Raw genomic sequence first — 26,005 nt, forward strand, 5'->3', positions numbered from 1 at the left:
GCGATGGATTTTGTCGTCACCACGCTGCTCAATGCGCTGACACTGATCAGCATCCTGATGCTGGTCGGGCTCGGGCTGGCGATCAGCTTCGGCCTGATGAACGTCACCAACCTGGCGCATGGCGAGTTCGTCACCGTCGGCGCCTTCGCGGTCTATTTCATCCAGAGCGTGGGCGGTTCCTTCTGGGTCGGGTTGGCCGCCGCACCGATTGCCGGCGCGGTGGTCGGCTGCATCCTGGAATTCGCCATCATCCGCCATCTCTATTCGCGACCGGTCTCGACCGTGCTTGCCACCTGGGGCGTCAGCCTCATCCTGCAGCAAGGGCTGGAACTGACCTTCGGTCTTGGCGCCAAGCCGGTGACGCCACCGATCGAAGGCACGCTCGACCTGTTCTTCACCGTCTATCCGGCGTACCGGCTGATCCTGATCGCGATTGCCATGCTGACCCTGCTCGGCGTCATCCTGCTGATCAACCGGACGTCGTTCGGGCTTGATATCCGCACCGTCATCCAGAATCGCGAGATGGCCGAGGGCGTCGGCATCAACACGCGCCGCACCTACGCCATCGCCTTCACCTTCGGGGCCGCAATCGCCGGACTGGCCGGCGGCCTGGTCGCGCCGCTGGCGATCGTGCTGCCGCAGATGGGGGTGAACTATCTCGCCAATGCCTTCTTCGTCGTCATCGTCGGCGGCGTCGGCTCGATCGGCGGTCTCGTCGCCGGCAGCGTCTTCGTCGGCGGACTGACCAGTGTGCTCAATTACCAGATCTCGCCCTCGCTGGCGCAAGCCATCGTGCTGCTCGCGGCCATTGTCGCCGTGCGGCTGCGCCCCAACGGCCTGTTCAACGGGGCATCGCGATGATCGCCCGGGATCGCAACTGGCTGGTGATCTTCGCCGTCTGCGCGGCGCTCGCCGTCGCCTATCCCCTGATCGCCGATGGTTACCAGCTGACGGTGATCCGCGACGCGCTGATCTTCGGCCTGTTCGCGGCGAGCCTCGACTTCTTCTGGGGCCGCACCGGCATTCTGTGTTTCGGGCATGCCGCCTTCTTCGGCATTGGCGGCTACATCATGGCGCTGGTCACGCTCAACGATGCGATCCCCTTCGGCAGCCTGCTCGGCGTCATGGGCGCGGTGGCCGGTGCTGCCTTCGTCGCCGCCATCATCGGTTACTTCCTGTTCTTCGGCGGCATCCGCGGCAGCTACTTCACCATCGTCACGCTCGCCATGGGCGTCATCTGCCAGCAGGCCGCCGTCTCCTGGAGCTCGGTTACCGGCGGCGACAGCGGCCTGATCGGCATCCCGCCGATCGCGTTCGATGTCGGCGGCCTGCATGTCGACCTCAGCCAGGACCTGCCCTCTTATATCTTCGTCGCTGCCATCGTGGCGTTGGTCGTGCTGGCGCTGTGGTCTATCAGTCGTGGCCGCTGGGGTACGGTGCTGACCGCCATCCAGGACAATGAAGTCCGGGCGGCCGCGCTCGGCCACAATGCGCCGCTGCGGCTGCTCGTCACCTTCATCCTCTCGGCGGCGATCGCCGGGCTTGCCGGCGCACTCTATGTCTGCATGGCCGGGCTGGTCGCGCCAGACCTCTCCGGGCTGCTTCTGTCGACCGAAGTCATCGTCTGGGTGGCTGTCGGCGGGCGCGGCACGCTGCTTGGCCCGGTGCTCGGCGCCATCGTCATCCAGCGTGCGCAGCAGACCATCAGCAGCTTCAACCCAAGCCTGTGGCCGCTTCTGCTCGGCTGCGTCTTCGTGATCATCGTCTTCGTGCTGCCCGATGGCATCCTGTCGATCTACGCGCGCTTGAAGAGCCTGTTCAAAGGCCGGAGGCAGACGCAATGAGCGATGTCCTGCTCCAGGCCGAAAACGTCGGTATCCGCTTCGGCGGACTCCAAGCGCTCGAAGGGTTGAACCTGACGGTCCGCGACAAGGAACTCTGCTGCATCATCGGGCCGAACGGCGCCGGCAAGAGCACGTTCCTCAACGTGCTGACCGGCACGCTTCGCCCGACGAGTGGCAGCGTCCGCTTCCTTGGCCACGACATTGCCGGCCTGCCGCTGCATCGCATCGCGCGGCTCGGCATCGCCCGCAAGTTCCAGATTCCTTCCGTCTTTCCCAGCCTGTCGGTGGAAGACAACCTCAAGGTCGCACGGTGGGGCGCGCCCTCGCCGGCTCGCCCGGTAGGTGAACTGATGGAGCTGGTCGCGCTTGGCAACCGCGCCACGACATTGGCCGGCGCGCTGGCGCACGGCCAGAAGCAATGGCTGGAGATCGGCATGGCACTGGCGATCGAACCACGGCTGCTGCTGCTCGACGAACCGACCGCCGGCATGACACCCCAGGAGACGATGGCAACGGCCGAAATGCTGTTGCGGCTCAAGGGCGAGTTCTCGGTCGTCGCGGTCGAGCACGACATCCGCTTCGTGCGGGCTTTGAACTGCGAAACGCTGGTGCTGCATCAGGGGCGGCGGCTGCGCAGCGGTCCTTTCCACGACATCGAGAGCGACGAGATGGTCCGCGACGTCTATCTGGGGAGGCGCTGACCATGCTGCGGACAGTTGCTGTTTCGGCCGGCTACGGCTTGCTTCCGGTGTTGAACGGGATCGACCTCAGCGTCGCGCCGGGCGAAGTCGTCGGCCTGCTCGGCCGCAACGGCGCCGGCAAGACGACGCTGCTGCGCGTCATCGCCGGCGGCTTAAAGGTAAGCGGCGGCGCGGTGGTTCTCGGCGACAAGGATCTCACGAATGCCGCTGCCTTCCGCCGGGCGCGCGCGGGCATCGCGCATGTGCCGCAGGGCCGCGGCATCTTCAACCAGCTGACCGTGCGGCAAAATCTTGAAGTCGGCACCCGCGCCGCCCGAGACCGCGGCGACGGCGGCATTCCGACCGACATCTTCGGCTATTTCCCGATCCTGCGCGAACGCGAGGCGCAGGTCGCCGGCACCCTTTCGGGTGGCCAGCAGCAGATGCTGGCTATCGGCCGCGCGCTGTGCGGCCTGCCGTCGGTGCTGCTGCTCGACGAACCCTCGGAAGGCATCCAGCCGAACATCGTGCAGTCGATCGCCGAACTGGTGCCGCGCATCGCCCGCGAGCGCGGCATCGCGATCGTCCTCGTCGAACAGAATCTCGATCTCGTTCTCAAGGCGGCGGACCGCTGCCTGGTGATGGAGAAGGGCAGGATCGTGCACGAAGGCACGCCGGAGGCGTTCGCCGACGAGACCCTGCTGAAAGACCTCTTGGCTTTGTAGGGCGTGCATGGGGTGCGCCTGGACTGGAAGGGAACACAACAATGATAAGCAGAAGAACTGTCCTGAAATCCGGCGGCGCAGCCGCCGCCTTCGCCATGGTCGGCGCGCCGTCGATCCTGCGTGCCGCCGACACCGTCAAGGTCGGCCTGTCGATCCCGATCACCGGGCTGCAGGCGATCCTCGGCGAGACGCTGCTCAATTGCTACAAGCTGGCCGCCGCCGAACTCAACGCCGCCAACGGCATTGGCGGCCGCCAGGTCGAATTGTTCATCGAGGACAACCAGACCACGACCAAGGGCTCGATCGACAAGGCGCGCAAGCTCCTCAACGAAGACAAGGTCGACGTGATCATGGGCACGATCATTTCGCCCGAGCGGAGTGCAACGCTTTCCGTGACCTCGAAGGCCAAGAAGCTGTTCTTCTACCCGACCAATTTCGAAGGCGGCGAGTGCAACCGCTACTTCGTGGCCACCGGACCGATCCCGATGCAGCAGGTCGACCCGATGATGCCGTGGGTGGCCGACAACCTCGGCAAGACGATCTACATCATGGCTTCCGACTATGCCTGGCCGCAGAAGATGACAGAGGCGATCACGGCTGCCTACGAGAAGGCCGGCGGCAAGATTATTGGCGCCGACTATTATCCGTTCGGGACCACCGATTTCGGCCCCGCCTTCCAGAAGATCAAGTCGCTGAAGCCCGATGTCGTCTGGTCGATGGTGGTCGGCAACGACGCCGTCACCCAGCTCAAGCAATATCGCAGCTTCGACATCAAGCAGCCGCTGATCGCGCCGCTCGACGAAGTCTTCAACAAGGACGCGCTACCGCCCGGCGTAGCGGCCGGCACTTATGCGCCGCAGCCCTACTGGATGGCGCTCGACAACCCGGTCAACAAGAAGTTCATCTCGAGCTTCCGCGAGAAATTCGGCCAGGAGAAGATGGTCAACGGCATCGGCGAAGCCGGCTATAACGGCCTGCATCTCTACGCGCTGGCCGCCGAGAAGGCCGGATCGCTGAAGGACGACGATGTGCTCAAGGCACTGCCGACGATCGAGTTCGATGCGCCGCAAGGCAAGATCCGCGTCGATGCCAGCAACAACCACACGCTGTGCCATTCCTATGTCGGCAAGGCGGCGGCGGACGGCATCAGCTACGAGATCGTCAAGGATTTCGGCACGATCGCCCCGGTAACGCCTTACTGCAAGCTATAGGACGTCCGGCTGCGCGGCGATCGGGACTTTGTCCACGCCGCGCAGCCGTCTTGATCGGCAATCGTCAGGTCGACTGCGGCGCCGGCAGCCGCTCGCGCAATTCGTCGACGAGCACCCTGATGTTCTCGGAGTAGTCGACAGGCAAAACAACGAGATGCACGCCGCCGCCGGCGAATGCCTGCTCCAGCGCGGGCCGAAGGTCGGCGATAGCATCGACCCTCGTCCCCTTGGCGCCATAGGCCTCGGCGTACTTGACGAAATCCGGATTGCCGAAGGTCATCCCGAAATCCGGAAATTCATCGACCGCCTGCTTCCAGCGGATCATGCCGTAGGCATGGTCTTCCAGCAGCAAGACGACGAGGTTGAGCTTGAGCCTGACCGCCGTCTCCAGTTCCTGGCTGTTCATCATGAAACCGCCATCGCCGCAGATGGCCATGACGCGGCGGTTGGGATAGAGCAGTGCCGCCATCATCGCCGACGGCAGGCCCGCGCCCATGGTGGCCAGCGCATTGTCGAGCAGCAGCGTGTTAGCCATGCGGGTGCGGTAGTTGCGCGCGAACCAGATCTTGTACATGCCGTTGTCGAGGGCCAAGATCCCGTCCGCCGGCATCACCGCGCGCACGTCGTGCACGATGCGCTGCGGCGTGAAGCGGTCTTCCGTGGCGCGCGCGGCGATGCGGCTCAAAATGCCTTCCCGCAGCGGCGACAGGGTCTGCGCGTTGGGGATCTTGCCCTCGACACGATCGGCCAGCAGCGCCAGCGAAGGGCCGAGATCGCCGACGATCTCGGCCTGCGGAAAATAGACCTGCTCGACATCGGCCGATTGGTACCCGACATGGATGACCTTCGGTCCGTTCGCGCCCATGATGAAGGGCGGTTTCTCGACCGTGTCGTGGCCGATGGTGATGATCAGGTCGGCCTGTTCGATGGCCTCATGTACATAGTCACGCTCCGAGAGCGCCGCCGTTCCCATGTAGAGTTCGGTGCCGCCGGGCACGGTGCCCTTGCCCATCTGCGTGGTGAAATAGGGAATTTGCGTGCGCAGCACGAACTGGGCGATATCAGGGGTCACGCGCGGGCGTGACGCCGCCGCGCCGAACATCAGCAGCGGACGCTTGGCCTCCATGATCATGCGGGCGGCGCGATCGAGCGCGTCCGGGCTGGCCAGAGGCAGGTCGACCGGATGCGTCGGCACCAGCGCGACCGGCTCGCACTCCGCCGCCGCGATGTCTTCCGGCAGTTCCAGATGCACGGGGCCGGGGCGCTCTTCCTGGGCGACGCGGAAGGCCTCGCGTACCAGCGAGGGAATCATCTTCGGCGAGACGATCTGGCGCGACAGCTTGGTCAGCGGCTTCATCGCCGCGACGATGTCGACGATCTGGAAGCGTGCCTGCCGGGATGACAGGATGCCCTTCTGGCCGGTGATCATGATCATCGGCATCGCGCCGAGCAGCGCGTAGGCCGAGCCGGTCGTCAGATTCAGCGCGCCCGGGCCAAGTGTGGTGATGCACACGCCTGCCTTGCCGGTGAGCCTGCCATAGGTGGCGGCCATGAAGGCGGCCGCCTGCTCGTGGCGGGTCAGGATCAGCTGGATCGACGAGCGGCGGATCGATTCGACGATGTCGAGGTTTTCTTCGCCCGGAATGCCGAAAATCCGCTCGACCCCTTCGTTCTCGAGGGCCGCCACGAACAGATCTGAACCTTTGGTCATGAACCGTCTCTCCTGCGATGCGCATATCCCGTCAGCCATCTATGGCACCGGAATGCTACACCTTAAAGGGAGTGTCTTCGACTGCGGATCGGCGGCACCGTCCGGCAACATCGCGGTGATGCTCAAGCCGTAGCCGTCGCCGGCGTCAGCGCGGCTGCAGAACGCTTGAAGCAGGATCATGTCGGCGATAGCGGACAAATCATTCTTGCGACGCCCTTGAAGGCCCGGCTCTCCCATCCTAAATCCGGGTTGCGGGCCGGGCCCCTCTGACTGCCGCTATCAGCGGCCGTGATGTCGGACCGCTATAACGGGCCCCTTTCCATTATTTCGGTCGAGCGGGCTCATTCTAAAAGGTTTGGAGCCCCTGATGACATCTTCCCTGCTTGGTATGGTTTGCCCCTCCTGCCGCGTCGCGCTCGTGATGAGTGAGCGCCAAGGCATCGAGATCGACTATTGTCCGCAATGCCGCGGCGTTTGGCTGGATCGCGGGGAGCTCGACAAGATCGTCGAGCGTTCGAGCAAGGACGCGGCGCCCGCACCGCAGCCGCAGCCTGCACCATTCACTCAGCCGCAATATAGCCAGGGCCGCGATGACGATTACTCGCGCTCGCATGGCCATCGCTATCCGAAGCGCAAGAAGTCATTCTTCGAAGAATTGTTCGATTGACCGTGCGAGGCCGGCCCCTGCAGGGCCGGCGTTTGCCGGAAAAGTCCGAAAACCGCATCGACAAAGGTCCACGCCGATGAATTCCCGCACAAGCCGATTTGCCGCTCTCTTTGCAGGTTTGTTCCTCGCATTCTCCATGGTCGCGATCGATCATGCCGAGGCTCGTCGCGGCGGCAGCTTCGGCAGTCGCGGCACGCGTACGTTCCAATCGGCGCCGCCGACCAGAACCGCGCCGGCGCCGACCGCGCCGGTCGAACGTTCGATGACGCCCAACACCGGTGTGAACACTCCGGCCCGGCAGCCGCAAGCCGGGCTTCAGAGACCCGGTCTCTTTGGCGGCTTCGGCGGAACGATGATGCGCGGCCTGCTTATCGGCGGCCTGATCGGGCTGCTGCTCGGCCAAGGCTTCGGCGGCCTGGCCGGCATGTTCGGCTTCTTGCTTCAGGCGCTGCTCATCGGCGGCGCGATCATGCTGGCCATCAGGTTCTTCCGGTCGCAATCCGCGCGTGGTCCCGCCCCCGCGCTTGCTGGAGCCGGCAATGCCCAGGCTTCGCGGTTTGAAAACCGCGCAAATGATGCGGACACGGCACGCCCCTTCACGATTCCCGGTTTCGGCGGCGGCTCAGGGGGAAGCTCCCCGGCCACCGGTTCCGAGGAGATCACGCTGGCCCAGACGGATCTCGATGCCTTCCAGCAGCTGTTGACCGATGTGCAGGAAGCCTTCGGCCGCGAAGACCATGCCGCGTTGCGCCGGTTGGTGACCCCCGAAATGGTGTCCTATCTGTCGGAGGAGTTGGCCGACAATGCCCAGAAGGGTCTCAGGAACGACGTGTCCGATGTCACCCTGCTGCAGGCTGACATCGCCGAAAGCTGGCGCGAGGACGACCGTGACTATGCCACGGCCGCGCTGCGCTACGAGTCGCGCGACGTGACGCGTGAGCGGGCCAGCGGCAAGGTGGTCGAAGGCGACGAGGATCATCCGACGGAAACGACGGAACTGTGGACATTCACGCGCCAGAATGGCTCGAACTGGAAGCTCTCGGCAATCCAGCAGGCTTGATCCGGCATCGCCTTCGGCCGCTGTTTTGACCACAAAAATTGGCGGCTTTGCCGGTGCTCAAGTGACGATCTTGACGCACATAGGCGTGCCGATCTCGATGGCCCGCCCGGTGTCGGTCAGCATGCCGCTATCGGCATCGCGCGCGAAGATCGAAATGCGGTCGGCGTTCTGGTTGGCGGAAAACAGATGGCCGCCCGACGGCGTCATCGCCAGGTTGCGCGGCGTGGCGCCGCCGCAGGGAACATAGCCGATGAGGCTCAATGCGCCAGTGTCCTGGTCGATGGCCATGATAACGACGCTGTCGTGGCCACGGTTAGAGCCGTAGACAAAACGCCCATCCGGCGAAATCTGGATATCGGCGCAGTGGTTGCTGTCGCGAACCTCGGCCGGGACTGCAGGCTTGGCGTCGATGACCGAAAGCGTGCCTGACGCGTCGTCCAACGCCATCGACACCACGGTTGAATTCAGCTCATTCATGACGAAGACGAAGCGCCCATTCGGATGCAGCGCGATGTGGCGTGGGCCGGCCCCTGGCGCCAGTGCGGATTCGGCAAGCTTTGTCAGGTTGCCATCACGCCCGATCCGATAGGAAACCAGCCGGTCGATGCCGAGGTCGGCAACGATGGCCGTTCCACCGGCAATGGTTTCGGTGATGCTGTGGGCGTGCGAGCGCTCCTGCCGTGCCGCGTTCGGGCCGGTGCCTTTGTGCGACACGCTGGCGAGCGGCGCGGACAGCGCGCCATCCCTGTCGAAACCATAGACAGCAACGGCGCGATCCGGACCGCCCTCTCCTATGCCATAGTTCGCGACGAGCAGTTTGGTCCCGTCACGGGTGATGGTGTTGTGGGCGGTGATGCTGCCGAGCGAGGGCTGCTTGTTGAGATAGCTCAGCCTATTCGAGGCGCGATCGAAGCCGTAGGCGGAGACAGTTCCCTCGCGCCAGGTGAACACTTCCGAATTGGCGTAGATGCGCGAACCGTCCGAGGTGACCGACAGGAATGTCGGGTTGTCGACGTCATTGGTTTCGGCCAGTTTCCGGATTTCCAGCGTTTGCTCGTCGAAACTGTAGACGCCGAGGCCCACGCCGCGCGCGCCCTGAAAATAGGGCGCCTCGCGGTTCAGGCTGCCGACAAAGACCAGACAATCCTTGCTCATGATTTTCCTCCCCTGCCCGCCGATGCTGGACGCTCGGGGCGATCAAAATTTCGCTTGTCCTCGCTTGCAACGCAACCCCATATGTGAAAATACTATTTACAAAAGAAGATTGACGGGAGGAGACGTCGTGCATTCGGCCGCTTTGAGGCGTGTTCAAACGATTGCTCGAAGCCTCCTGCGAGAGCGCCGGAGCCATCACTCATGAATGATTTCGCCCCCACTGTCGGCGTCGCTTCGACATACCCCAAAAACATGCCTCAAGAGCACGCCGCCTTGCCGGTGTGGAACGCGGAGAACTGGTTCTACGAGGATTGGCCGGTCGGCCAGAAGATCCGCTCGTTGCGGCGCACGATGGCGGAGGGCGACAGTCACCTTTTCAACACGCTGGTGCTCGACATCCACCCCTATGTGCAGGACCAGATGTTTGCCGAGAGCGAAGGCATTTTCGGCAAGCGCCTGATCGCCGGCGCGTTCGTCTTTTCGGCGGGTCTCGGGCTGGTCGCGACCAACTGCGTCAACGCTTTTTCTTACGGCTATGACAAGTTGCGGTTCATCAAGCCTGTCTTCATTGGCGACACGATCTATTCGATCCGTTCCAATCTCGACAAGAAGCCCCGCTACAAGGAGATGGGGCTGATCCGCGCCAGCTACGAAGTGTTCAAGGGCGAAGGCGAGCTTGTCCTCTATTGCGAGCATTTGCAGACGGTGAAGTACCGCAACCCGGCCGATTTCGTCGGCAAGACGGAGAAATAGAGATGGCAGCCGAATTGCCGCTCGCCGGTCTGGTCGTCGTCGATATGAGCCAGTTCCTGTCCGGGCCCTACTGCTCGCTCAGGCTGCTCGATCTCGGCGCCCGCGTCATCAAGATCGAGCGTCCTGACGGAGGCGACCTGTCGCGCCGGCTCTATCTCAGTGACACCGAGATCGGCGGCGACTCCACCATTTTCCATGCGATCAACCGGGCCAAGGAAAGCCTCGCCATCGATTTGAAGAACGAAGCGGATCTTAAGGCGTTGCGCGGATTGCTGGCCAAGGCGGATGTGCTGATCCAGAATTTCCGGCCGGGCGTCATCGAGCGCCTCGGCCTCGACTACGAGGCCGTGCGCAAGATCAACCCGCGGCTCGTCTATGCCTCGATCAGCGGCTATGGCGAGGAAGGCCCTTGGGTCAAACGTCCCGGCCAGGACCTGCTGGCGCAGTCGCGCTCCGGCGTCATGTGGCTGAACGGCGACGAGGACCAGGGGCCGGTGCCGTTCGGCCTCGCCATCGGCGACATGCTGGCGGGCGCTGCCTGCGCTCAAGGCATCCTGGCCGCGCTGGTGCGGCGCGGCATAACCGGCCAGGGCAGCCATATCGAGACCAGCCTTCTGGAAGCGCTTGTCGATTTCCAGTTCGAGGTGCTGACCACGCATCTGAATGACGGTCGCCGCTTGCCCAGGCGCTCCAGCTTCCGCAGCGCGCACGCCTATCTGTCGGCGCCTTACGGCGTCTATCCGGCCAAGGATGGTTATCTCGCCATCGCCATGACGCCGATCCCGAAATTGGCCGATCTGCTGTCGCTGAACGAACTGGCGCCATATCGCGACAAGCCGGCATCCTGGTTTACGGCCCGCGACGACATCAAGGCGATCATCGCGCAGCGGATCGCCACCAAAACCATCGACGAATGGCTTACCATTCTGGAGCCGGCCGACATCTGGTGCGCCAAGGTGCTGACCTGGCCGGAAATGCTGGCGAGCGAAGGATTCCAATCTCTCGACATGCTGCAGACGGTGACGCGCGAGGACGATGTTTCCATCCTCACCACCAGTTCGCCGCTCAGGGTCGATGGTATCAGGGCCAAGGTCGACCGCGCGGCGCCACGCATCGGCGAGCACAGCGTGGCAATCCGCGAGGAGTTCGGCCTGTGAGTTCCCAGACGCTCAAGGGCATGACCTGGAGCCATCCACGCGGCTACGATCCGATGGTCGCCTGCTCGTTGCTCTGGAAAGAGAAGACCGGCGTCACGATCGAATGGGACAAGCGCTCGCTGCAGGATTTCGAATCCTTCCCGGTCGAGGAGCTGGCGCGGGCCTACGATCTGATCGTCATCGACCATCCACATGTCGGGCAGATCACGGCCGAGCGCTGCCTCGAACCCATCGACGTCGCGGGCCGTGAGGTCGAGCGTGCAGCGCTCGCGACGGGCAGCGTCGGCCAGTCCTATCCGAGCTATAGCTGGCAAGGGCGGCAATGGGCCTTCCCCATCGATGCGGCGACGCAGGTGCAGGCCTGGCGGCCGGATGCGCTCGATGCGCCGGCCGCGAGGTGGAGCGAGGTGCTCGATCTCGCCCGGCAAGGCCGTGTGCTGCTGCCGCTGCGGCCACCGCATTGCCTGATGACATTCTACACGCTGGCCGGCAATCTCGGGCATCCCTGCGGCACCGATCCGGTGCGCGATCTGATCGATGTCGAGACGGGCAGCGAAGTCTTCGAGAGGATGTGCGAGATTGCCGCGCTGCTCGATCCGGCTTGTTTCGAGATGGATCCGATTGCCGTTTTTGAACGCGTGGCGGAGGCCGGTTCCCGCTTCGTCTGTTGCCCGCTGATCTATGGCTATGTCTCCTACGCCATTGCAGGGTTTCGCACCCATCGCCTGGCCTTCGCCGATATCCCCGTTGTCGGCTCCGGCGGCCCGGTAGGTTCGGCGCTTGGCGGCACCGGGATCGCTGTATCGGCCTTCTCCACGGCGAAGGAGGCAGCGATGGATTTCGCCTACTGGATCTCCAGCGGCGACGTCCAACGCGGTCCTTATGCCGCTGCCGGTGGCCAGCCGGGCCATGCCGCTGCCTGGGAAGACCGGGCCGTCAATGAAGCCGCCGGCAATTTCTACAGGGATACGCGCGCGACGCTTGAAGGCGCATGGGTGCGGCCGCGCCATGACGGCTACATGGCGTTCCAGCAGGCGGCATCCGACCGCATCAATTCCGGCATCACCTCGGGCCATCCCGCCGGCCAGGTTGTTGCCGAACTCAATCGCTTGTTCCGGGAGAGTTTTCCGGCACGGGTCTCCGGCGCTGCCGGTGGAGGAGTCTGAACGAAACGAACGGAGGAGAACACAATGACAAGAATGATCGGCGGCTTGCTGGCCGCAACAGCGCTGGCCTCACTTGCAACAACCGCCCTTGCCGAGGACGTGCAAGGCGTTATCGGCGGACTGCCGACTGAACTCAAGGCGCAATATGGCGGCGCGCCGCAGAAGGTGCTCCCCTCGGCCTGGGACAACTTCGCCCCGCCGCCGAAGCCGTGGAAATGGTGCCATTCGGAATCCTATCAGGGCAACCCCTGGCGGGTCACCGTCACCAAGGAGTTGAAACGCCTCGTCGATGGGCTGATTGCCGACGGCACCGTATCCAGCTTCGAAGTGTCGGATTCCAACAACGACGCGAGCCAGCAGATCAACCAGATCCGCGCCTTCATCGACAAGAAATGCTCGATCATCACCTCGATACCGGGCTCGGCGACGGCGCTCGACGATGCGATCGACGCGGCAGCCAAGGCCGGCATCCCGTTCATCACGGCTGCTGGCTCCGTGACCAGCCCGAACGCGATCAATGTCGATTCCAACTATGCGCGCTGGGGCTATGACATGATGACGGCGATCGGCAAGGCCGAGCCGAACGGCGCCAGCATCCTGCTGGTCGAAGGCATTGCCGGCCACCCGATCGTGGTGCAGGAGCGCCAGGGCGCGGATAAGGCGCTGGCGGAAGATGCGAAGCTGAAGGTCGCGCGCACCGTCAACGGCAACTGGACGGCCAATGTCACCAAGACGGTCGTGCTGCAGGCGATCGCCACCAATCCGCCGCCGATCGATGCGGTGTGGACGACCGGCAGCGAAAGCCGCGTCGTCGCCGAAGCCTTCGCCGAGGCCGGCCGGCCGGCGCCGCTGATCACCGGTTCGATCACGGGTGACGCTTTGGGCTACTGGAAAGCCAATCCGGACAAGTATCGTTTCGAAGGCCATGCGGTGCTGCCGCATTGGACCGCCGAGACGCTGTTCCGCGTCGGCGAGCGTATGCTGGACGGGCAGAAGCCGAAGCTGAACACGCTGCTGATCCCGATCCCGCCGGTCCACAACGCCGACCTCAGCGCCTGGTATAAGGACTGCATGACGCCGGATGCCGTCTCGATCTTTCCGATCCCGCCGAAGGACCCGATGCCGGAGGAATGGCTCGACGCCTACTTCTCCAACCCGGCGCCGACCAAGGGCTGGGATTATTCGAAGGTGCCCGACGCCTGCGCCAAATGACGCTTGCGACAGACAAACTCATCGAGCCGGCTCCTTCAGGGGAGCCGGCTTGCCAGCTTCGAAACACGGCATGCTCGAAATCAGGAACATATCCAAACGCTATGGCGAGACGGTCGCGCTCGCGGACGCTTCGATCGCGTTCCGGGCAGGGACCATCCACACCATCCTGGGCGAGAACGGCTCGGGCAAGAGCACGATGGTCAAGCTCTTGTCCGGCATCGTCCAGCCGGACAGCGGTACAATCCTTCTGCAGGGCAAGCCGTTTTCAGGCAGCAACCCTTCGGCCTTCCAGGCACAAGGTTTCGCCACGGTGTTTCAGGAGGTCCTGATCGCACCGGACCGCAGCGTGACGGACAACATCCTGCTCGGCCTCGACGGGCTGGTGCGGCGCACGGTGCCCCGCAATGAGCGCCGCGACAGGGCGGCAGCCGCGCTGAAACGCTTCGCCGTCACCGACGTGCCTCTCGACACACAGGCCGGTCGCCTGCCGCTCGCCGCCCAGCAACTGGTGGTCCTCGCCCGCGCGGTTGTGCGCAACCCCAAAATCCTGGTCCTTGACGAAGTCACCGCCGCGCTCGACTTCGCCGACCGTGAATCCGTGTTCTCGCTGATGCGTACCTTGGCCGGTGAAGGCTGCCTCATCCTGTTCATTACGCACCGCATGGACGAGGTGATGTCGCTTTCGGATCGCATCTCGATCCTGCGTGGCGGCAGCGTCGTGCGCACGGAAGAGCGCGGCGCCTCGACACCGGCGGAACTGCTGAAGGCCATGGCGCCACGCACGGCAGCGGAGTTGGCGCATGGCTGATCGCGCCGCCTCAGATTTTCGCGGGCTCGCCATCCGCGACCTCGTCATCGCGACTGAAGCCAGCCCGATCAGGCAATTGATCGCTCCCGGCGAGATCGTCGGCCTTGCCGGCCTCGACGGTCATGGCCAGGAACTGTTCCTCAAGATGCTCGCTGGCCTCGCGCCGCCGCTCGGTGGCTCGATCGAGTTGGCCGTGCCCGGCTCGTCGCACAAGATCACAGGGTTCCGCAGGGCCGTCGCCAGCGGCATCGCTTATCTGCCACGCGACCGGCGTGCGAACGGCATTTTCCCGACGCAGTCAGTGCTCGACAATTTCGCCGTCGCGACGCTTTCGCGCGATACACGCCTCGGCCTGATCAGTCCGGCGGCGCGCAAGGCGCGCTACGATGTCTATCGCAAGAAACTTTCGATCGTGGCACCCCGGCCCGATGCACCGATCACCACGCTGTCGGGCGGCAATCAGCAGAAAGTACTGCTGGCGCGGGCGTTGGCGCTGGAGCCATCAATCCTGCTTCTCAACGATCCAACGCGCGGCGTCGACGTGGCGACCCGGCATGTTCTCTATGATGTCTTTCGCGGTCTCGCCGCCGACGGCATGGGGCTCGTCATCCTGTCCAGCGAGATCGAGGAGATTCTTCTGCTTTGTGGTCGCGTGCTGGTGTTCAGGGAAAACGAGGTTGCCGCGGAAATCTCGGGTGAAGCGATGAATACCGATAGCGTGATAACAGCCATGTTCGGACGCTCTGCATGAACCCGCGCCTTTCGTCTATTTCGCGAAGCGTCGGCTTCGCTGTCGTGCTGCTGATCATCCTGCTTGCGGTCAATCTCATCCTCAGCCCGGCGCGCTTCCAGCCGGGGTCCTGGGGCGCGCTGGTCGGACTGGCCGCTCCCTTGATCGGTGCGGCAATCGCCTCGACGCCGGTGATTCTCGCCGGCCGTGGCGGCATCGACATTTCGGTCGGGCCGCTGATGGGTTTCGTCAATGCTGTCGTGATCCAAGTGCTTTTCCTCAAGGCCGGCATCTCGTCGCCCCTGTTGCTTGTGCCGGCTGCCCTGCTCATTGGCGCGCTGGTCGGCGCGGCCAACGGTTTCCTGGCGACGGTGGTGCGCATCCAGCCGATCGTCGCCACGCTCGGCACCTATCTGATCCTCACCGGCATTACGCTGACGATCCTGCCGGCTCCGATCGGTCCGGCGCCCGCATGGCTCAAGGCGCTGGCCGGGCCGTGGTCGCTGCTGCCTCTTCTATTGATGTTCATCGGCTGGGGGCTGGTGCGGCGCACTCCCTACTACGACCAGCTTATGGCGGTCGGCAGCGACGACCGCGCGGCCTACACCGCCGGCGTCGATGTCACGCGCGTGCGCTTCATCGCCTATGTCATGGCGGGCATCCTAGCCGGCTGCGCCGGGCTGATGCTGACCGCGCTGATCGGCTCCGCCGATCCCAATATCGGGCCGACCTACACGCTGATCGCCATCGCCGCCGTCGCGCTAGGCGGCGTCAGCCTCGCCGGCGGACGTGGCGGCGTGGCTGGCGCCGCTGTCGGCGCCATCGACATCTTTCTGCTGCAGAGCGTGTTGACGACCTTCAACGTCTCGACCTTCGTGCTGCAGATCGCCTATGGCGCCATACTGGTGCTGGCCGTGATGCTGACCGCGCTGCAGGAACGTTTAGCCATGAGGGCACGCTGAAATGGCCGGCCGAAATCTGTTCGCGACAACCAATGCCCGCGTCGTTGGAGCTTTCTGCGTCGCCGCTCTTTTGCACCTTGCCGGCACCATTCTCATTCCAGGCTATTCGGCGCCGTTCGCGGTGCGCGCCATGCTGGTGCTGGCCTCGCTGCTCGCGGTCGCCTCGATCGGTCAGACGCTGGTCGTCATCATGGGCGGCATCGACCTGTCCATCCCTTTCGTTATCGGCTTCGCCAATGTCGTGGCGGCACAGTTCTATGGCGACGGCTGGAACTTCTTTCTGGTCTGCGGCCTCGTCGGGGTGCTGGCGCTCGTCATCGGCGGTCTGAACGGGTTGATCTCGCGCAGTTTGGACATCCAGCCGCTTATCGTCACCCTCGGCATCGGCATGATCGTGCAGGGGCTGGTGCTGTTGTGGACCGCCGGCTTCCCGTCAGGCTCCGCGCCACCGGTGGTTTCCAGCTTCGTATCGATCGGCGGATCGGCCGGCCCCCTGCCCGTTCCGTGGCTGGTGCCTAGTCTCGTCGTGATGGCGGCGTTCGTCGTGCTGGTGCTGGAGCGGACGCCTTATGGACGACGGCTCTACGCACTGGGCAGCAATCCGGGCGCCGCGCCGCTGGCACTGATCGATCCCGTTCGCATGTGGGTGGTCACCTATGCGGCAAGCGCCTTCTTCGCAGCTGTCGCGGGCGTGCTGCTGCTCGGCTTCACCGGCTCGGCCTATGGCGATGTCGGCCAACCCTATCTGTTCCAGACCATCGCCGCCGTCGTTGTCGGCGGCGCCGCGCTGGTCGGCGGGCGTGGCAGCTATCTCGGCACGATCGCCGGCGTGCTGGTGCTGACCGAAATCAACACGCTGCTGATCGGGCTCGGCTTCCAGCCCTCGGCGGTGCAGGCCGCGCTCGGCCTCATCATCGTGCTGCTGGTCTCGCTCTACGGCCGCGAGCGGCACGTCTCGACGACCATCTGACGGCGGCTATTCCAACCGCCAGAGCTTGCGGGCATTCCCCGACAGCAGCCTGTCGCGTTCCGAGACGCCGCAGCCGGCAAGCAGCGCGTGTGTCGCTGCCACCCAGGTCGAGAGGCCACCGCCCAGCATGCAGACCGGCCAGTCGCTGCCCCAGACGACACGATCCCAGCCAAACGAACGAACCGTGTGTTCGACATAGGGCCGCAGGGTGTCGACGGTCCAACTGCCGGGATCGGCATAGGCGACGACACCGGAAACCTTGGCCACGACATTCGGCCGGCGCGCGATCTCGCTCATATGGTCGCGCCAGGGATGCTCGCCATTGCCCTTGATATCGGGAACGCCGCAATGGTCGAGCACGAACTGCACGTCGGGCGCCAAATCGGCCAGCGCGATGGCCTTGGGAATCTGGTGCGGCAGCACCACGAGGTCGAAAGTCAGGCCAGTGCCGCCAAGCCGCTTGATGTTGTCGCGAAACAGCGTCCCTTCCGACAGGTCATCGGGCACGACGTGGAGGACGCGGCGAAAGCCCTTGACGAAGGGATTGGTCCGCTGCCGCTCGAGATAGGCGGCAAAGTCGGCCTCTTCCGGACGGCAGGAGGCGATCGCTCCGGCCAGCATGCTGCCGGCCTGCCGCGACAGGCTTTCGACGCGCTTGGTTTCAGCCTCGATATCGGTGGCATCGACATCGACCTCCATATGCAGCACGCGCTCGACACCGACACGCCGCGCCTCCGCGGCGTACTCGTCATAGGAGAAATCACGGTTAAGCGCCGGCACACCGGCAAGCCAAGGATAGCGCAGGGCCGAGCGATCGATGAGATGCAGATGGGTGTCGATGATCATGGGTAAGGCTCCTCCCTCCAGCATTTTCAAATCATCTCACGGAGGAATTCTTCATTCAAATAAGAATTCATGCCGCCGCGCCGACAGCCGATCCGGCCAAGTGTGACAGCTTCCCGGTCGTGGCCAGCAAAAGCTCGATGGTCCTGGTCATATCCGGTGCCGAAGGCGTGTTGATCACGCTGATGTAGGGGATCGACAGCGCCGCTATCGCCCTGCCGTCGGAACCGCGCACCGGTGCTGAGAGATTATAGACCCCGGCGGTCTGCATCGAGGCCATCATCTCATAGCCGCGGTCGCGGATCTGGTCGAGGCGAGCGTAGAATTCGGCCGATTGCGCGGTCTTGTCGGTGCTGCGGACGTGTTCGGAAATCATCATCTGCCGCTCCTCAGGTGAGCGGAAGGCGAGCAGCACGTGGCCGGAACCAGTATCGAACAGGCTGATATGAGAGCCGACCCGGATCGAGATACCCCAGTAGTTCGGCGCCTCCTGCTGGGCGATGACGACAGCGGAACCGCGATCAAAAACAACAAGTTGGTTGGCCTGTTGCGAGGTCTCGGCCAGCTCGCGCATCAGCGGTGTGGCGTAGGAGACCAGCCGCCGCACCGGCGCGTGCAACTGCGCCAGGCCGAACAGTTTCAGGGTCAGCGAATAACGATCCCCGTCAAGCCTTGTGACATAGCCGCGCCGTACCAGCCGATCCAGCATGCGGTAGAACTCATTGGGGCTGCGGTCGAGTTTCTTGGCGATTTCGGCCTGGGTGAGGCCGCCGTCGACACCGGCCAACAGTTCCAGGATGTCGAGCCCCTTGTCGAGCGCCGGCGCGCGGTAGCGCTCGTCTTCGCTGTCGTCCATGGGCATCCCTCCAGTGAATTCAAATCTTCATATACGCAGGAACGTGGATGTCGGAAACAAATTTCGTCTTGACGTACGTATGAATGTTTTGTTTGTATATGAATGTAGCACTTCTTGTCACGCGGACAAGTTGCGGTCGCCACCAAGGCGCACCCAGGGAGGAACCAAATGAACAGACTGCTTTCCGGCGTGTGCGCCGGTGCATTGGTGCTTGCGTCAGGTGCTGGCACTGCCCTTGCCGGCGACCTGCCCGGCAAGTTCGAAGGCGTGACCGTCGACGTGAAGCTGATCGGCGGCCAGCAATATGAAAAGCTCTACGAGCGCATTCCAGAATGGGAGAAAGCCACCGGCGCCAAGGTCAACATCCTGACCAAGAAGAACGGCTTCGACATCGACAAGGAGCTCAAATCCGACATCGCCTCGGGCAGCACCAATTGGTGCGTCGGCTGGAACCATTCGTCCTTCGCGCCGCAATATACGGGCCTCTACGCCGACCTCAGCAAGCTGCTGCCGAAGTCGGAGATCGACGCCTTCGTCCCGTCGACGATCAAGGCGGCGACCATCGACGGCAAGCTCGAGATGCTGCCGCGCGCGCAGTTCGACGTCTCGGCACTCTACTACCAGAAGAGCCTCTACGAGAATGCCGACAACAAGGCGAAGTTCAAGGCGAAATACGGCTATGACCTGGTGCCGCCGGACACCTGGAAGGAAGTTACGGACCAGGCCGAGTTCTTCGCCAACCCGCCCAATTTCTACGGCACGCAGTTCGCCGGCAAGGAAGAGGCGATCAACGGCCGCTTCTACGAGATGGTGGTCGCCGAGGGCGGCGAATATCTCGACAAGGATGGCAAGCCGGTCTTCAATTCCGAGGCTGGCATCCGGGCGCTCGACTGGTTCGTCAACCTCTACAAGGCCAAGGCCGTGCCGGCCGGAACCACCAACTATCTCTGGGATGATCTCGGCCAGGGCTTTGCCTCGGGCACCATCGCCATCAACCTGGACTGGCCGGGCTGGGCCGGCTTCTTCAATGACCCGAAGTCGTCCAAGGTCGCCGGCAATGTCGGCGTGAAGGTCGCGCCGAAGGGTTCTTCCGGCAAGCGTACCGGCTGGTCCGGCTTCCACGGCTTCTCTGTGACCGAGAACTGCCCGAACAAGGAGGCCGCCGCATCGCTCGTATGGTGGCTGACCAACGAGGACAGCCAGAAGCTCGAGGCCGCCGCAGGCCCGCTGCCGACCCGCACCGCGGTCTGGGACTGGGACCTGCAGCAGGCAGCCAACGATCCCTACAAGAAGGAGGTTCTCTCCGCCTTCCAGGAAGAAGCCAAGCACGCCTTCGCCGTGCCGCAGACGCCCGAATGGATCGAGATCTCGAACGCCGTCTATCCCGAACTGCAGGCGGCGATCCTCGGCGACAAGACTTCCAAGCAGGCATTGGACGAGGCCGCCGCCAAGGCGACCCAGATTCTGCAGGACGCCGGTAAACTCTAACACTACTCCCAAGGCTGCCTCCCCCATCAGCACTGGGGGAGGCGATCGCGTCTTGAGTGAGTGCGCCGCGTGGTGCTTCCGTCGCCTGGTTCGACGAGGACGCCGACAACCAAAACAACATGTCACGGAATCCTTATGAAGGGCTTCAAGCCGTCCGCGCCGTTCCTGCTGCTGCTTCCAGCCATCATCGTGCTGGCGGCGGTCGTCGTGGTGCCGCTGATTTTGTCGCTCTATTCCAGCTTCACGCCTTTCCGCCTGACCAAGCCCGAGACGTTCTTCGTCTTCGTCGGCTTCCGGAACTATCTCTCGATCCTGTCCAATGCGGATTTCTGGTGGGCCTTCGGGCGCACCGTGCTGCTGCTGACCATCGCGCTCAACCTAGAAATGCTGCTTGGCCTCGGCCTCGCCATGCTGGTCGAGAAGGCGACACGCGGCCAGCGCATCCTGCGCACGCTGATGATGTTTCCGATGATGTTCTCGCCGATCCTCGTCGGTTTCCAGTTCAAGTTCATGTTCAACGACAATATCGGCCTGGTGAACAACGCTCTGCAGTCGCTCGGCATCACCGGGGATGCCATACCGTGGCTGATCGAGGGGCATCTCGCCTTTATCGCCATTTCGATCGCCGAGATCTGGTCATCGACGGCGATCTTCGCCATCCTGATCCTCGCCGGCCTGCTCGCCATGCCCAAGGAACCGGTCGAGGCGGCGCGCGTCGACGGCTGCACGCCATGGCAGACATTCCGCTATCTGACATGGCCCTTCGTCATGCCCTTTGCCTACATCGCCATGACTATCCGCTCGCTCGACGTGGCGCGCGCCTACGACATCGTCAAGATCATGACCGATGGCGGACCGGCGGGCCGCACCGAGCTTCTGTGGACGCTGGTGGCGCGCACCGCCTATAGCGACGGGCGCATGGGTATGGCCAACGCCATGGCCTATTTCTCGATCCTGCTGTCGATCGCGTTCACCGTCTATTTCTTCAACAAGCTCGCCGCGGCGCGCACGCAGATCGGGGCTGAGTGGTGAAGGGCGGGGTGGTGAGAATGGACGAGAATTCTTCCGCCCGCCTCAAGCGCCGGCTGCTGGGCATCGTCTATCGCATCGGGCTGTTCCTGGCGATGCTGACCATCTGCCTGCCGGGTCTCTGGATCGTCATCTCGTCGTTGCGGCCAACCGTCGAGATCATGGCCAAGCCGCCGGTATGGATCCCTAAGGAGATCTCGTTCGACGCTTATGTCGCCATGTTCTCAGGCATCGGCAAGGGCGGCATCCCGGTGATCGAATATTTCCGCAACTCGCTGATCGTCTCGGTGACCTCGACGGTCATAGCGGTCGCCATCGGGATGGCCGGCGGCTATGCCTTCGCGCGCTACCGCTTCCGTAGTAAATCGAGCGTCTTCCTCGGCCTGATGTTGACCCGCACCGTGCCCGGCATCGCGCTGTCGCTGCCGCTGTTCTTCCTCTATGTGCGGCTCGGCATCATCGACACGCATTTCGGCCTGATCCTCGCCTATGTCGCGCTCAACGTGCCGTTCACGATCTGGCTGATCGACGGCTTCTTCCGCCAGGTACCCAAGGACCTTGCCGAAGCGGCGCAGATCGATGGCTGCACACGCTGGCAGGCGTTCTGGCAGGTCGAATTCCCACTGGCCGGACCGGGCATCGCATCGGCTGCCATTTTCGCCTTCCTGACCTGCTGGAACGAATTCGCGCTGGCCTCGCAGCTGACCCGATCGGTCAGCGCAAAGACGCTGCCTGTCGGCCTGCTCGACTACACGGCCGAGTTCACCATCGACTGGCGCGGCATGTGCGCGCTCGCCGTGGTGATGATCATCCCGGCGCTCACCCTCACCTACATCGTCCAGAAACATCTCGTCGGCGGCCTGACCTCCGGCGCGGTGAAAGGCTGACAGAATGGCAACGGTTTCCCTCAAAAAGCTGACCAAGCGCTACGGCAATATCGAGATCGTGCACGGCATCGATCTCGACATCACCGACCGCGAATTCATCGCGCTGGTCGGCCCATCCGGCTGCGGCAAGTCGACCACATTGCGCATGATCGCCGGTCTGGAAGAGATCAGCGCCGGCTCGATCGAGATCGGCGGACGCGTCGTCAACGACCTGCCGCCGCGGTCGCGCAACATCTCCATGGTGTTCCAGTCCTACGCGCTCTATCCGCACATGACGGTGCGCGAAAATCTCGGCTTCTCGCTGAAGATCGCCGGTGCTGCCAAGGAAGACATGGACCGGCGCGTCGCCGAAGCCTCGGCCATCCTCGGCCTCGACACGCTGCTCGACCGCCGCCCTTCGCAACTGTCCGGTGGCCAGCGCCAGCGCGTCGCCATGGGCCGTGCCATCGTGCGGGATCCAGACGTGTTCCTGTTCGACGAGCCGCTGTCCAACCTCGATGCCAAGCTCAGAACGCAGATGCGCACCGAGATCAAGAAGCTTCATGCCAAGGTGCGGTCGACGGTGATCTACGTCACCCACGACCAGGTCGAGGCAATGACGCTCGCCGACCGTATCGTCATCATGCGCGACGGCCATATCGAACAGGTCGGCACGCCCGACGAGGTGTTCCGGCGGCCGGCGACGCGCTTCGTCGCCGGCTTCATCGGGTCGCCGCCGATGAACCTGCACGAGGCGGCGGTCGATGACGGCCAGCTGGTTTTCGCAAGCGGCGAAAAGCTGCCCCTGCCCCACCAATTCAAGGCCAATGTGACGACCGGCGACAAGGTCGTGTTCGGGCTGCGGCCAGACGATATCTACCCGACCGGACACGGCATCAGCTCCGGCGATGCCGCCGACGTGCACCAGATCGAACTGCCGATCACCGTGACCGAGCCGCTCGGAAACGAGACGCTGGTGTTCGTCGAATTCAACGGCAGTGACTGGGTGTCGCGCATGCTGAACCCGAGACCGCTGAAGTCGGGCGAACGAGTAGCGATGAGCCTCGACATGTCGCAGGCGCATCTGTTTGCCGCCGACACCGGAAAGACATTGCGGAGCTGACCGACATGGCTAGAATCGAAAAGGTAGAACTGCGGATGGTGGACCTTGTGCCCAAGGTCAAGCGCACGGACGCGATCCAGAGCTTCGTCAGCCAGGAAACGCCTGTTGTGACGATCACCGATTCCGACGGCGCGGTCGGCACCGGCTACAGCTATACGATCGGCACCGGCGGCTCGTCGGTGATGCGGCTCTTGTCCGACCATCTCGCGCCACGCCTGATCGGCCGCGATCCCGACATGATCGAGGCGATCTGGCACGATCTCGAATTCGCCACGCATGCCACGACCATCGGCGCCATCACCGCCATCGCCATCGCGGCGATCGACACGGCACTTTGGGATTTGCGGGCGAAAAAGCAAAACCTGCCGCTGTGGAAACTGGCCGGCGGCGCCAAGGACCGCTGTCCGCTCTATACGACCGAAGGCGGCTGGCTGCATATCGAGACGCAGGCATTGGTCGACGACGCACTGGCCGCCAAGGCCAAGGGGTTTCGCGGCTCGAAGGTGAAGATCGGCAGGCCGCATGGGTCGGAGGATCTTGCCCGCCTGTCGGCGGTGCGCAAGGCCGTTGGCGACAGCTACGAGATCATGACCGACGCCAATCAGGGCTTTTCCGTCGACGAGGCGATCCGCCGCGCGGCAAGGCTGCGCGAGCTTGACCTGGCCTGGATCGAGGAGCCGCTGCCCGCCGACGATATCGATGGCCATGTTCGGCTGTCGAACTCGACACCGACGCCGATCGCCATCGGCGAGTCGCTCTACTCGATGCGTCACTTCCGCGAATACATGCAGAAAGGAGCCTGTTCGATCGTGCAGGTTGATGTCGGCCGCATCGGCGGCATCACGCCCTGGCTCAAGATCGCGCATGCGGCGGAGGCCTTCGACATTCCGGTCTGCCCGCATTTCCTGATGGAACTGCATGTCAGCCTGACCTGCGCTGTTCAGAACGGCCGATATGTCGAGTACATTCCGCAACTCGACCAGTTGACCGGCAAGCGCATGCGCATCGAGGATGGGCATGCGCTTGCGCCAGACGAGCCTGGTATCGGCATCGATTGGGACTGGGACGCGGTGAAGGCCATGAGCATCGCCGAATTCACCACGGCGATAACCAAATAGAGGAACGGACATGCAGCGGATGGGAATGATGCTCGGGCTGAAGCCGGAAAAGGTCGAGGAATATGTCCGCCTGCATGCCGCGGTCTGGCCTGACGTGTTGACCATGATCTCGGCCTGCAACATCAAGAATTACTCCATCTACCTGAAGCGGCCAGAGAACCTGCTGTTCAGCTACTTCGAATACCACGGCACCGACTATGCGACCGACATGGCCAAGATGGCCGCAGACCCGAAGACGCAGGAATGGTGGGCGGTCTGCATGCCCTGCCAGGAGCCGTTGGCGACCCGCAAGGACGGCGAATGGTGGGCTTCAATGGACGAGGTCTTCCATCATGATTGAGGGCGGTTTCGACCCTGCCTCACTCGTCCAGGCCTGGCCCAAGCCCTCAAAACCTCGGCCGATCGTCACCTTCGGTGCAGGGTCGATCGTCGGCGACGCGCATTTTCCAGCCTACAAGAAGGCCGGATTCCCGGTCGCCGGATTTTACGATCCAGACAAGGCCAAGGCGCAAACCTTGGCCGAGACATGGGGGGTGACGGCGTTTCGCTCGGTGGATGAAGCCGCGGCCGTCAAGGACGCGATCTTCGACTTGGCGACGCCGCCGGGACGGCACGCCGAGATCCTGAAGGCTCTGCCCGACGGGGCGGTGGCGCTGATCCAGAAGCCGATGGGCAACTATCTCGGCGAGGCAACCGAAATCCTCGAAATCTGCCGCGCCAAGGACCTCAAGGCGGCGGTCAATTTCCAGTTGCGCTTCGCGCCGATGATGCTGGCGCTCAAGGATGCGATCGCCAAGGGCTGGCTCGGCGCGGTCGTCGACTTCGACGCCTGGCTGGCGCTGGCGACACCATGGCAGCTATGGGAATTCCTGCTCAAGGCGCCGCGTGTCGAGATCGCCATGCATTCGATCCACTATCTCGACCTGATCCGGCAATTGCTCGGCGACCCCAAAGGGGTGCATGCCAAGACACTCGGCCATCCCAATCATGGAGTGGCGCAGACGCGCACCAGCGCCATTCTCGACTATGGTGACACGGTGCGCTGCGCGCTGTCGATCAACCACGACCACAAATTCGGCCGGCGGCACCAGGCCTGCGAGTTCCGTATCTGCGGCACCGAAGGGGCTGCCTATCTGAAGCTCGGCCTCAACCTCGATTATCCAGCAGGTGAGCCGGATGTTCTCGAGATCTATCCGAAGGGCGGCACGGACTGGGTCGCGGTGCCACTGGCCGGCGAGTGGTTTCCCGACGCCTTCGTCGGGCGTATGGCCAATGTGCAGCGCTTTGCATCTGGTGAAGATGACACGCTGGTCAGTTCGGTCGAAGACGCATGGAACACCATGGCGCTCGTGGAGGCCGCCTATAGATCGAGTGCGGCGCCGGCGACGCCAATCGCTGAAAGGCCGTAAGGCAGGATATGGAACAGATCACTTATTTCGAGGACTACGAGATCGGCTCTACGCGTCTCACCTGCGGCCGCACCATCACGGAAACCGACTTCGTCGTCCATGCCGGCCACACCGGCGATTTTTTCCCGCATCACATGGATGCCGAGTACATGAAGACGACGCCGTTCGGCCAGCGTATCGCTCATGGCACGCTGGTGTTTTCGGTCGGCATCGGGCTGACGGCAAGTATCGTCAACCCCGTCGCCTTTTCCTATGGCTACGACCGGCTGCGCTTCATCAAGCCGGTATTCATCGGCGACACGATCCGCACGCGCACCACGATCGCGGCCAAGGAGGACGATCCCAAGAGACCGGGTTCGGGACGCTTGATCGAGCGCTGCGAAGTGATCAACCAGCGCGGCGAGGTGGTGCTGGCGGCCGACCACATTTACATCGTCGAGCGCAAGCCGGCCTGAGCCTCAG

The 26,005-nt window shown here is 63.5% G+C and carries 27 protein-coding genes; 23 read left to right on the forward strand and 4 right to left on the reverse strand.

What is annotated here, in order from left to right; genetic code table 11:
• Positions 1 to 3: 3 nt before the first annotated feature.
• The 5 genes from urtB to FJ958_RS14485 are packed head-to-tail and all read left to right on the forward strand — an operon-like array spanning position 4 to position 4,460.
• Positions 4 to 861, forward strand: coding sequence for an urea ABC transporter permease subunit UrtB (urtB, locus tag FJ958_RS14465; RefSeq protein WP_140743651.1), 858 nt, complete (start codon positions 4 to 6; stop codon positions 859 to 861).
• Positions 858 to 1,844, forward strand: coding sequence for a branched-chain amino acid ABC transporter permease (locus tag FJ958_RS14470; protein WP_140743653.1), 987 nt, complete (start codon positions 858 to 860; stop codon positions 1,842 to 1,844). Before urtB ends, FJ958_RS14470 begins: the two co-directional genes overlap by 4 nt.
• Entirely contained in the window at positions 1,841 to 2,545 is a 705-nt protein-coding gene (locus FJ958_RS14475) for an ATP-binding cassette domain-containing protein (protein WP_140743655.1), read from the forward strand. Before FJ958_RS14470 ends, FJ958_RS14475 begins: the two co-directional genes overlap by 4 nt.
• Positions 2,546 to 2,547: 2 nt before the next feature.
• Positions 2,548 to 3,249: an ABC transporter ATP-binding protein gene (locus FJ958_RS14480; protein ID WP_140743657.1), complete on the forward strand. Its 702-nt coding sequence runs from the start codon at positions 2,548 to 2,550 to the stop codon at positions 3,247 to 3,249.
• Between the two features lie 41 nt (positions 3,250 to 3,290).
• Positions 3,291 to 4,460, forward strand: coding sequence for a substrate-binding protein (locus FJ958_RS14485; protein ID WP_140743659.1), 1,170 nt, complete (start codon positions 3,291 to 3,293; stop codon positions 4,458 to 4,460).
• Positions 4,461 to 4,524: 64 nt separating this feature from the next.
• Here FJ958_RS14485 and FJ958_RS14490 read toward each other — a convergent pair whose 3' ends face one another.
• Positions 4,525 to 6,171, reverse strand: coding sequence for an acetolactate synthase large subunit (locus FJ958_RS14490; RefSeq protein WP_140743661.1), 1,647 nt, complete (start codon positions 6,169 to 6,171; stop codon positions 4,525 to 4,527).
• Between the two features lie 367 nt (positions 6,172 to 6,538).
• Between FJ958_RS14490 and FJ958_RS14495 the strand changes: the two genes are divergently transcribed.
• The gene (locus tag FJ958_RS14495; protein WP_181176395.1) at positions 6,539 to 6,838 is read left to right on the forward strand and encodes a zf-TFIIB domain-containing protein; all 300 of its coding nucleotides are present in this window, start codon (positions 6,539 to 6,541) and stop codon (positions 6,836 to 6,838) included.
• A gap of 76 nt (positions 6,839 to 6,914) precedes the next feature.
• Positions 6,915 to 7,898: a Tim44 domain-containing protein gene (locus FJ958_RS14500; RefSeq protein WP_140743663.1), complete on the forward strand. Its 984-nt coding sequence runs from the start codon at positions 6,915 to 6,917 to the stop codon at positions 7,896 to 7,898.
• A 57-nt stretch (positions 7,899 to 7,955) separates the two neighbouring features.
• On the opposite strand, the gene FJ958_RS14505 is transcribed toward FJ958_RS14500, so the two are convergent.
• On the reverse strand, positions 7,956 to 9,053 hold the full coding sequence (locus FJ958_RS14505) for a lactonase family protein (protein WP_140743665.1): 1,098 nt from the start codon (positions 9,051 to 9,053) through the stop codon (positions 7,956 to 7,958).
• Positions 9,054 to 9,254: 201 nt separating this feature from the next.
• Here FJ958_RS14505 and FJ958_RS14510 point away from each other — a divergent pair, with 201 nt between their 5' ends.
• The 8 genes from FJ958_RS14510 to FJ958_RS14545 all read left to right on the forward strand — a co-directional run bounded on the left by FJ958_RS14510 (position 9,255) and on the right by FJ958_RS14545 (position 16,811).
• On the forward strand, positions 9,255 to 9,806 hold the full coding sequence (locus FJ958_RS14510) for a MaoC family dehydratase (RefSeq protein WP_140743667.1): 552 nt from the start codon (positions 9,255 to 9,257) through the stop codon (positions 9,804 to 9,806).
• The gene (locus FJ958_RS14515; RefSeq protein WP_140743793.1) at positions 9,803 to 10,963 is read left to right on the forward strand and encodes a CaiB/BaiF CoA-transferase family protein; all 1,161 of its coding nucleotides are present in this window, start codon (positions 9,803 to 9,805) and stop codon (positions 10,961 to 10,963) included. The genes FJ958_RS14510 and FJ958_RS14515 overlap by 4 nt, the downstream gene beginning before the upstream one ends.
• Before the next feature lie 20 nt (positions 10,964 to 10,983).
• Positions 10,984 to 12,129, forward strand: coding sequence for a carbohydrate ABC transporter substrate-binding protein (locus tag FJ958_RS14520; RefSeq protein ID WP_181176397.1), 1,146 nt, complete (start codon positions 10,984 to 10,986; stop codon positions 12,127 to 12,129).
• A gap of 24 nt (positions 12,130 to 12,153) precedes the next feature.
• Positions 12,154 to 13,341, forward strand: a complete 1,188-nt coding sequence (locus FJ958_RS14525) for an ABC transporter substrate-binding protein (protein WP_140743671.1) — start codon at positions 12,154 to 12,156, stop codon at positions 13,339 to 13,341.
• Between the two features lie 70 nt (positions 13,342 to 13,411).
• Positions 13,412 to 14,149 carry an ATP-binding cassette domain-containing protein gene (locus FJ958_RS14530; protein ID WP_140743673.1) on the forward strand — a complete coding sequence of 246 codons (738 nt, stop codon included), beginning with the start codon at positions 13,412 to 13,414 and terminating at the stop codon, positions 14,147 to 14,149.
• Positions 14,142 to 14,900, forward strand: coding sequence for an ATP-binding cassette domain-containing protein (locus FJ958_RS14535; protein ID WP_140743675.1), 759 nt, complete (start codon positions 14,142 to 14,144; stop codon positions 14,898 to 14,900). Before FJ958_RS14530 ends, FJ958_RS14535 begins: the two co-directional genes overlap by 8 nt.
• Positions 14,897 to 15,841 (forward strand): ABC transporter permease, encoded by a 945-nt coding sequence (locus tag FJ958_RS14540; protein ID WP_140743677.1) that lies wholly within the window; start codon positions 14,897 to 14,899, stop codon positions 15,839 to 15,841. Before FJ958_RS14535 ends, FJ958_RS14540 begins: the two co-directional genes overlap by 4 nt.
• Before the next feature lies 1 nt (position 15,842).
• Positions 15,843 to 16,811, forward strand: coding sequence for an ABC transporter permease (locus FJ958_RS14545; RefSeq protein ID WP_140743679.1), 969 nt, complete (start codon positions 15,843 to 15,845; stop codon positions 16,809 to 16,811).
• Between the two features lie 6 nt (positions 16,812 to 16,817).
• Here the strand turns inward: FJ958_RS14545 and FJ958_RS14550 are convergent, their stop codons facing one another.
• Positions 16,818 to 17,657, reverse strand: coding sequence for an amidohydrolase (locus FJ958_RS14550; RefSeq protein ID WP_140743681.1), 840 nt, complete (start codon positions 17,655 to 17,657; stop codon positions 16,818 to 16,820).
• A gap of 67 nt (positions 17,658 to 17,724) precedes the next feature.
• A complete protein-coding gene (locus tag FJ958_RS14555; protein ID WP_140743683.1) occupies positions 17,725 to 18,510 on the reverse strand; it encodes an IclR family transcriptional regulator in 786 nt (261 codons plus the stop codon).
• A gap of 168 nt (positions 18,511 to 18,678) precedes the next feature.
• On the opposite strand from FJ958_RS14555, the gene FJ958_RS14560 reads away from it, so the two are divergent.
• The 8 genes from FJ958_RS14560 to FJ958_RS14595 all read left to right on the forward strand — a co-directional run bounded on the left by FJ958_RS14560 (position 18,679) and on the right by FJ958_RS14595 (position 25,998).
• A complete protein-coding gene (locus tag FJ958_RS14560; protein WP_140743685.1) occupies positions 18,679 to 19,998 on the forward strand; it encodes a sugar ABC transporter substrate-binding protein in 1,320 nt (439 codons plus the stop codon).
• Between the two features lie 135 nt (positions 19,999 to 20,133).
• Positions 20,134 to 21,030, forward strand: a complete 897-nt coding sequence (locus FJ958_RS14565; RefSeq protein WP_140743687.1) for a sugar ABC transporter permease — start codon at positions 20,134 to 20,136, stop codon at positions 21,028 to 21,030.
• A gap of 17 nt (positions 21,031 to 21,047) precedes the next feature.
• Entirely contained in the window at positions 21,048 to 21,914 is an 867-nt protein-coding gene (locus FJ958_RS14570; protein ID WP_140743689.1) for a carbohydrate ABC transporter permease, read from the forward strand.
• A 4-nt stretch (positions 21,915 to 21,918) separates the two neighbouring features.
• The gene (gene ugpC, locus FJ958_RS14575; protein ID WP_140743691.1) at positions 21,919 to 23,016 is read left to right on the forward strand and encodes a sn-glycerol-3-phosphate ABC transporter ATP-binding protein UgpC; all 1,098 of its coding nucleotides are present in this window, start codon (positions 21,919 to 21,921) and stop codon (positions 23,014 to 23,016) included.
• Between the two features lie 5 nt (positions 23,017 to 23,021).
• The gene (locus FJ958_RS14580) at positions 23,022 to 24,134 is read left to right on the forward strand and encodes a mandelate racemase/muconate lactonizing enzyme family protein (RefSeq protein ID WP_140743693.1); all 1,113 of its coding nucleotides are present in this window, start codon (positions 23,022 to 23,024) and stop codon (positions 24,132 to 24,134) included.
• A 10-nt stretch (positions 24,135 to 24,144) separates the two neighbouring features.
• Positions 24,145 to 24,474, forward strand: coding sequence for an L-rhamnose mutarotase (locus tag FJ958_RS14585; RefSeq protein ID WP_140743695.1), 330 nt, complete (start codon positions 24,145 to 24,147; stop codon positions 24,472 to 24,474).
• The gene (locus tag FJ958_RS14590) at positions 24,470 to 25,543 is read left to right on the forward strand and encodes a Gfo/Idh/MocA family oxidoreductase (RefSeq protein ID WP_181176398.1); all 1,074 of its coding nucleotides are present in this window, start codon (positions 24,470 to 24,472) and stop codon (positions 25,541 to 25,543) included. Before FJ958_RS14585 ends, FJ958_RS14590 begins: the two co-directional genes overlap by 5 nt.
• A gap of 8 nt (positions 25,544 to 25,551) precedes the next feature.
• Positions 25,552 to 25,998, forward strand: a complete 447-nt coding sequence (locus FJ958_RS14595; protein WP_140743699.1) for a MaoC/PaaZ C-terminal domain-containing protein — start codon at positions 25,552 to 25,554, stop codon at positions 25,996 to 25,998.
• The last annotated feature ends 7 nt before the right edge of the window (positions 25,999 to 26,005 follow it).

Source organism: Mesorhizobium sp. B2-3-5 (genome assembly GCF_006442395.1).
Taxonomy (GTDB): domain Bacteria; phylum Pseudomonadota; class Alphaproteobacteria; order Rhizobiales; family Rhizobiaceae; genus Mesorhizobium.

Excerpts from the sequence above, each read along its gene's own strand:
- urtB (WP_140743651.1), top strand. The coding sequence starts at position 4 with ATGGATTTTGTCGTCACCACGCTGCTCAATGCGCTGACACTGATCAGC.
- FJ958_RS14470 (WP_140743653.1), top strand. The coding sequence starts at position 858 with ATGATCGCCCGGGATCGCAACTGGCTGGTGATCTTCGCCGTCTGCGCG.
- FJ958_RS14475 (WP_140743655.1), top strand. The coding sequence starts at position 1,841 with ATGAGCGATGTCCTGCTCCAGGCCGAAAACGTCGGTATCCGCTTCGGC.
- FJ958_RS14480 (WP_140743657.1), top strand. The coding sequence starts at position 2,548 with ATGCTGCGGACAGTTGCTGTTTCGGCCGGCTACGGCTTGCTTCCGGTG.
- FJ958_RS14485 (WP_140743659.1), top strand. The coding sequence starts at position 3,291 with ATGATAAGCAGAAGAACTGTCCTGAAATCCGGCGGCGCAGCCGCCGCC.
- FJ958_RS14490 (WP_140743661.1), bottom strand. The coding sequence starts at position 6,171 with ATGACCAAAGGTTCAGATCTGTTCGTGGCGGCCCTCGAGAACGAAGGG.
- FJ958_RS14495 (WP_181176395.1), top strand. The coding sequence starts at position 6,539 with ATGACATCTTCCCTGCTTGGTATGGTTTGCCCCTCCTGCCGCGTCGCG.
- FJ958_RS14500 (WP_140743663.1), top strand. The coding sequence starts at position 6,915 with ATGAATTCCCGCACAAGCCGATTTGCCGCTCTCTTTGCAGGTTTGTTC.
- FJ958_RS14505 (WP_140743665.1), bottom strand. The coding sequence starts at position 9,053 with ATGAGCAAGGATTGTCTGGTCTTTGTCGGCAGCCTGAACCGCGAGGCG.
- FJ958_RS14510 (WP_140743667.1), top strand. The coding sequence starts at position 9,255 with ATGAATGATTTCGCCCCCACTGTCGGCGTCGCTTCGACATACCCCAAA.
- FJ958_RS14520 (WP_181176397.1), top strand. The coding sequence starts at position 10,984 with ATGACCTGGAGCCATCCACGCGGCTACGATCCGATGGTCGCCTGCTCG.
- FJ958_RS14525 (WP_140743671.1), top strand. The coding sequence starts at position 12,154 with ATGACAAGAATGATCGGCGGCTTGCTGGCCGCAACAGCGCTGGCCTCA.
- FJ958_RS14530 (WP_140743673.1), top strand. The coding sequence starts at position 13,412 with ATGCTCGAAATCAGGAACATATCCAAACGCTATGGCGAGACGGTCGCG.
- FJ958_RS14535 (WP_140743675.1), top strand. The coding sequence starts at position 14,142 with ATGGCTGATCGCGCCGCCTCAGATTTTCGCGGGCTCGCCATCCGCGAC.
- FJ958_RS14540 (WP_140743677.1), top strand. The coding sequence starts at position 14,897 with ATGAACCCGCGCCTTTCGTCTATTTCGCGAAGCGTCGGCTTCGCTGTC.
- FJ958_RS14545 (WP_140743679.1), top strand. The coding sequence starts at position 15,843 with ATGGCCGGCCGAAATCTGTTCGCGACAACCAATGCCCGCGTCGTTGGA.
- FJ958_RS14550 (WP_140743681.1), bottom strand. The coding sequence starts at position 17,657 with ATGATCATCGACACCCATCTGCATCTCATCGATCGCTCGGCCCTGCGC.
- FJ958_RS14555 (WP_140743683.1), bottom strand. The coding sequence starts at position 18,510 with ATGGACGACAGCGAAGACGAGCGCTACCGCGCGCCGGCGCTCGACAAG.
- FJ958_RS14560 (WP_140743685.1), top strand. The coding sequence starts at position 18,679 with ATGAACAGACTGCTTTCCGGCGTGTGCGCCGGTGCATTGGTGCTTGCG.
- FJ958_RS14565 (WP_140743687.1), top strand. The coding sequence starts at position 20,134 with ATGAAGGGCTTCAAGCCGTCCGCGCCGTTCCTGCTGCTGCTTCCAGCC.
- FJ958_RS14570 (WP_140743689.1), top strand. The coding sequence starts at position 21,048 with ATGGACGAGAATTCTTCCGCCCGCCTCAAGCGCCGGCTGCTGGGCATC.
- ugpC (WP_140743691.1), top strand. The coding sequence starts at position 21,919 with ATGGCAACGGTTTCCCTCAAAAAGCTGACCAAGCGCTACGGCAATATC.
- FJ958_RS14580 (WP_140743693.1), top strand. The coding sequence starts at position 23,022 with ATGGCTAGAATCGAAAAGGTAGAACTGCGGATGGTGGACCTTGTGCCC.
- FJ958_RS14585 (WP_140743695.1), top strand. The coding sequence starts at position 24,145 with ATGCAGCGGATGGGAATGATGCTCGGGCTGAAGCCGGAAAAGGTCGAG.
- FJ958_RS14595 (WP_140743699.1), top strand. The coding sequence starts at position 25,552 with ATGGAACAGATCACTTATTTCGAGGACTACGAGATCGGCTCTACGCGT.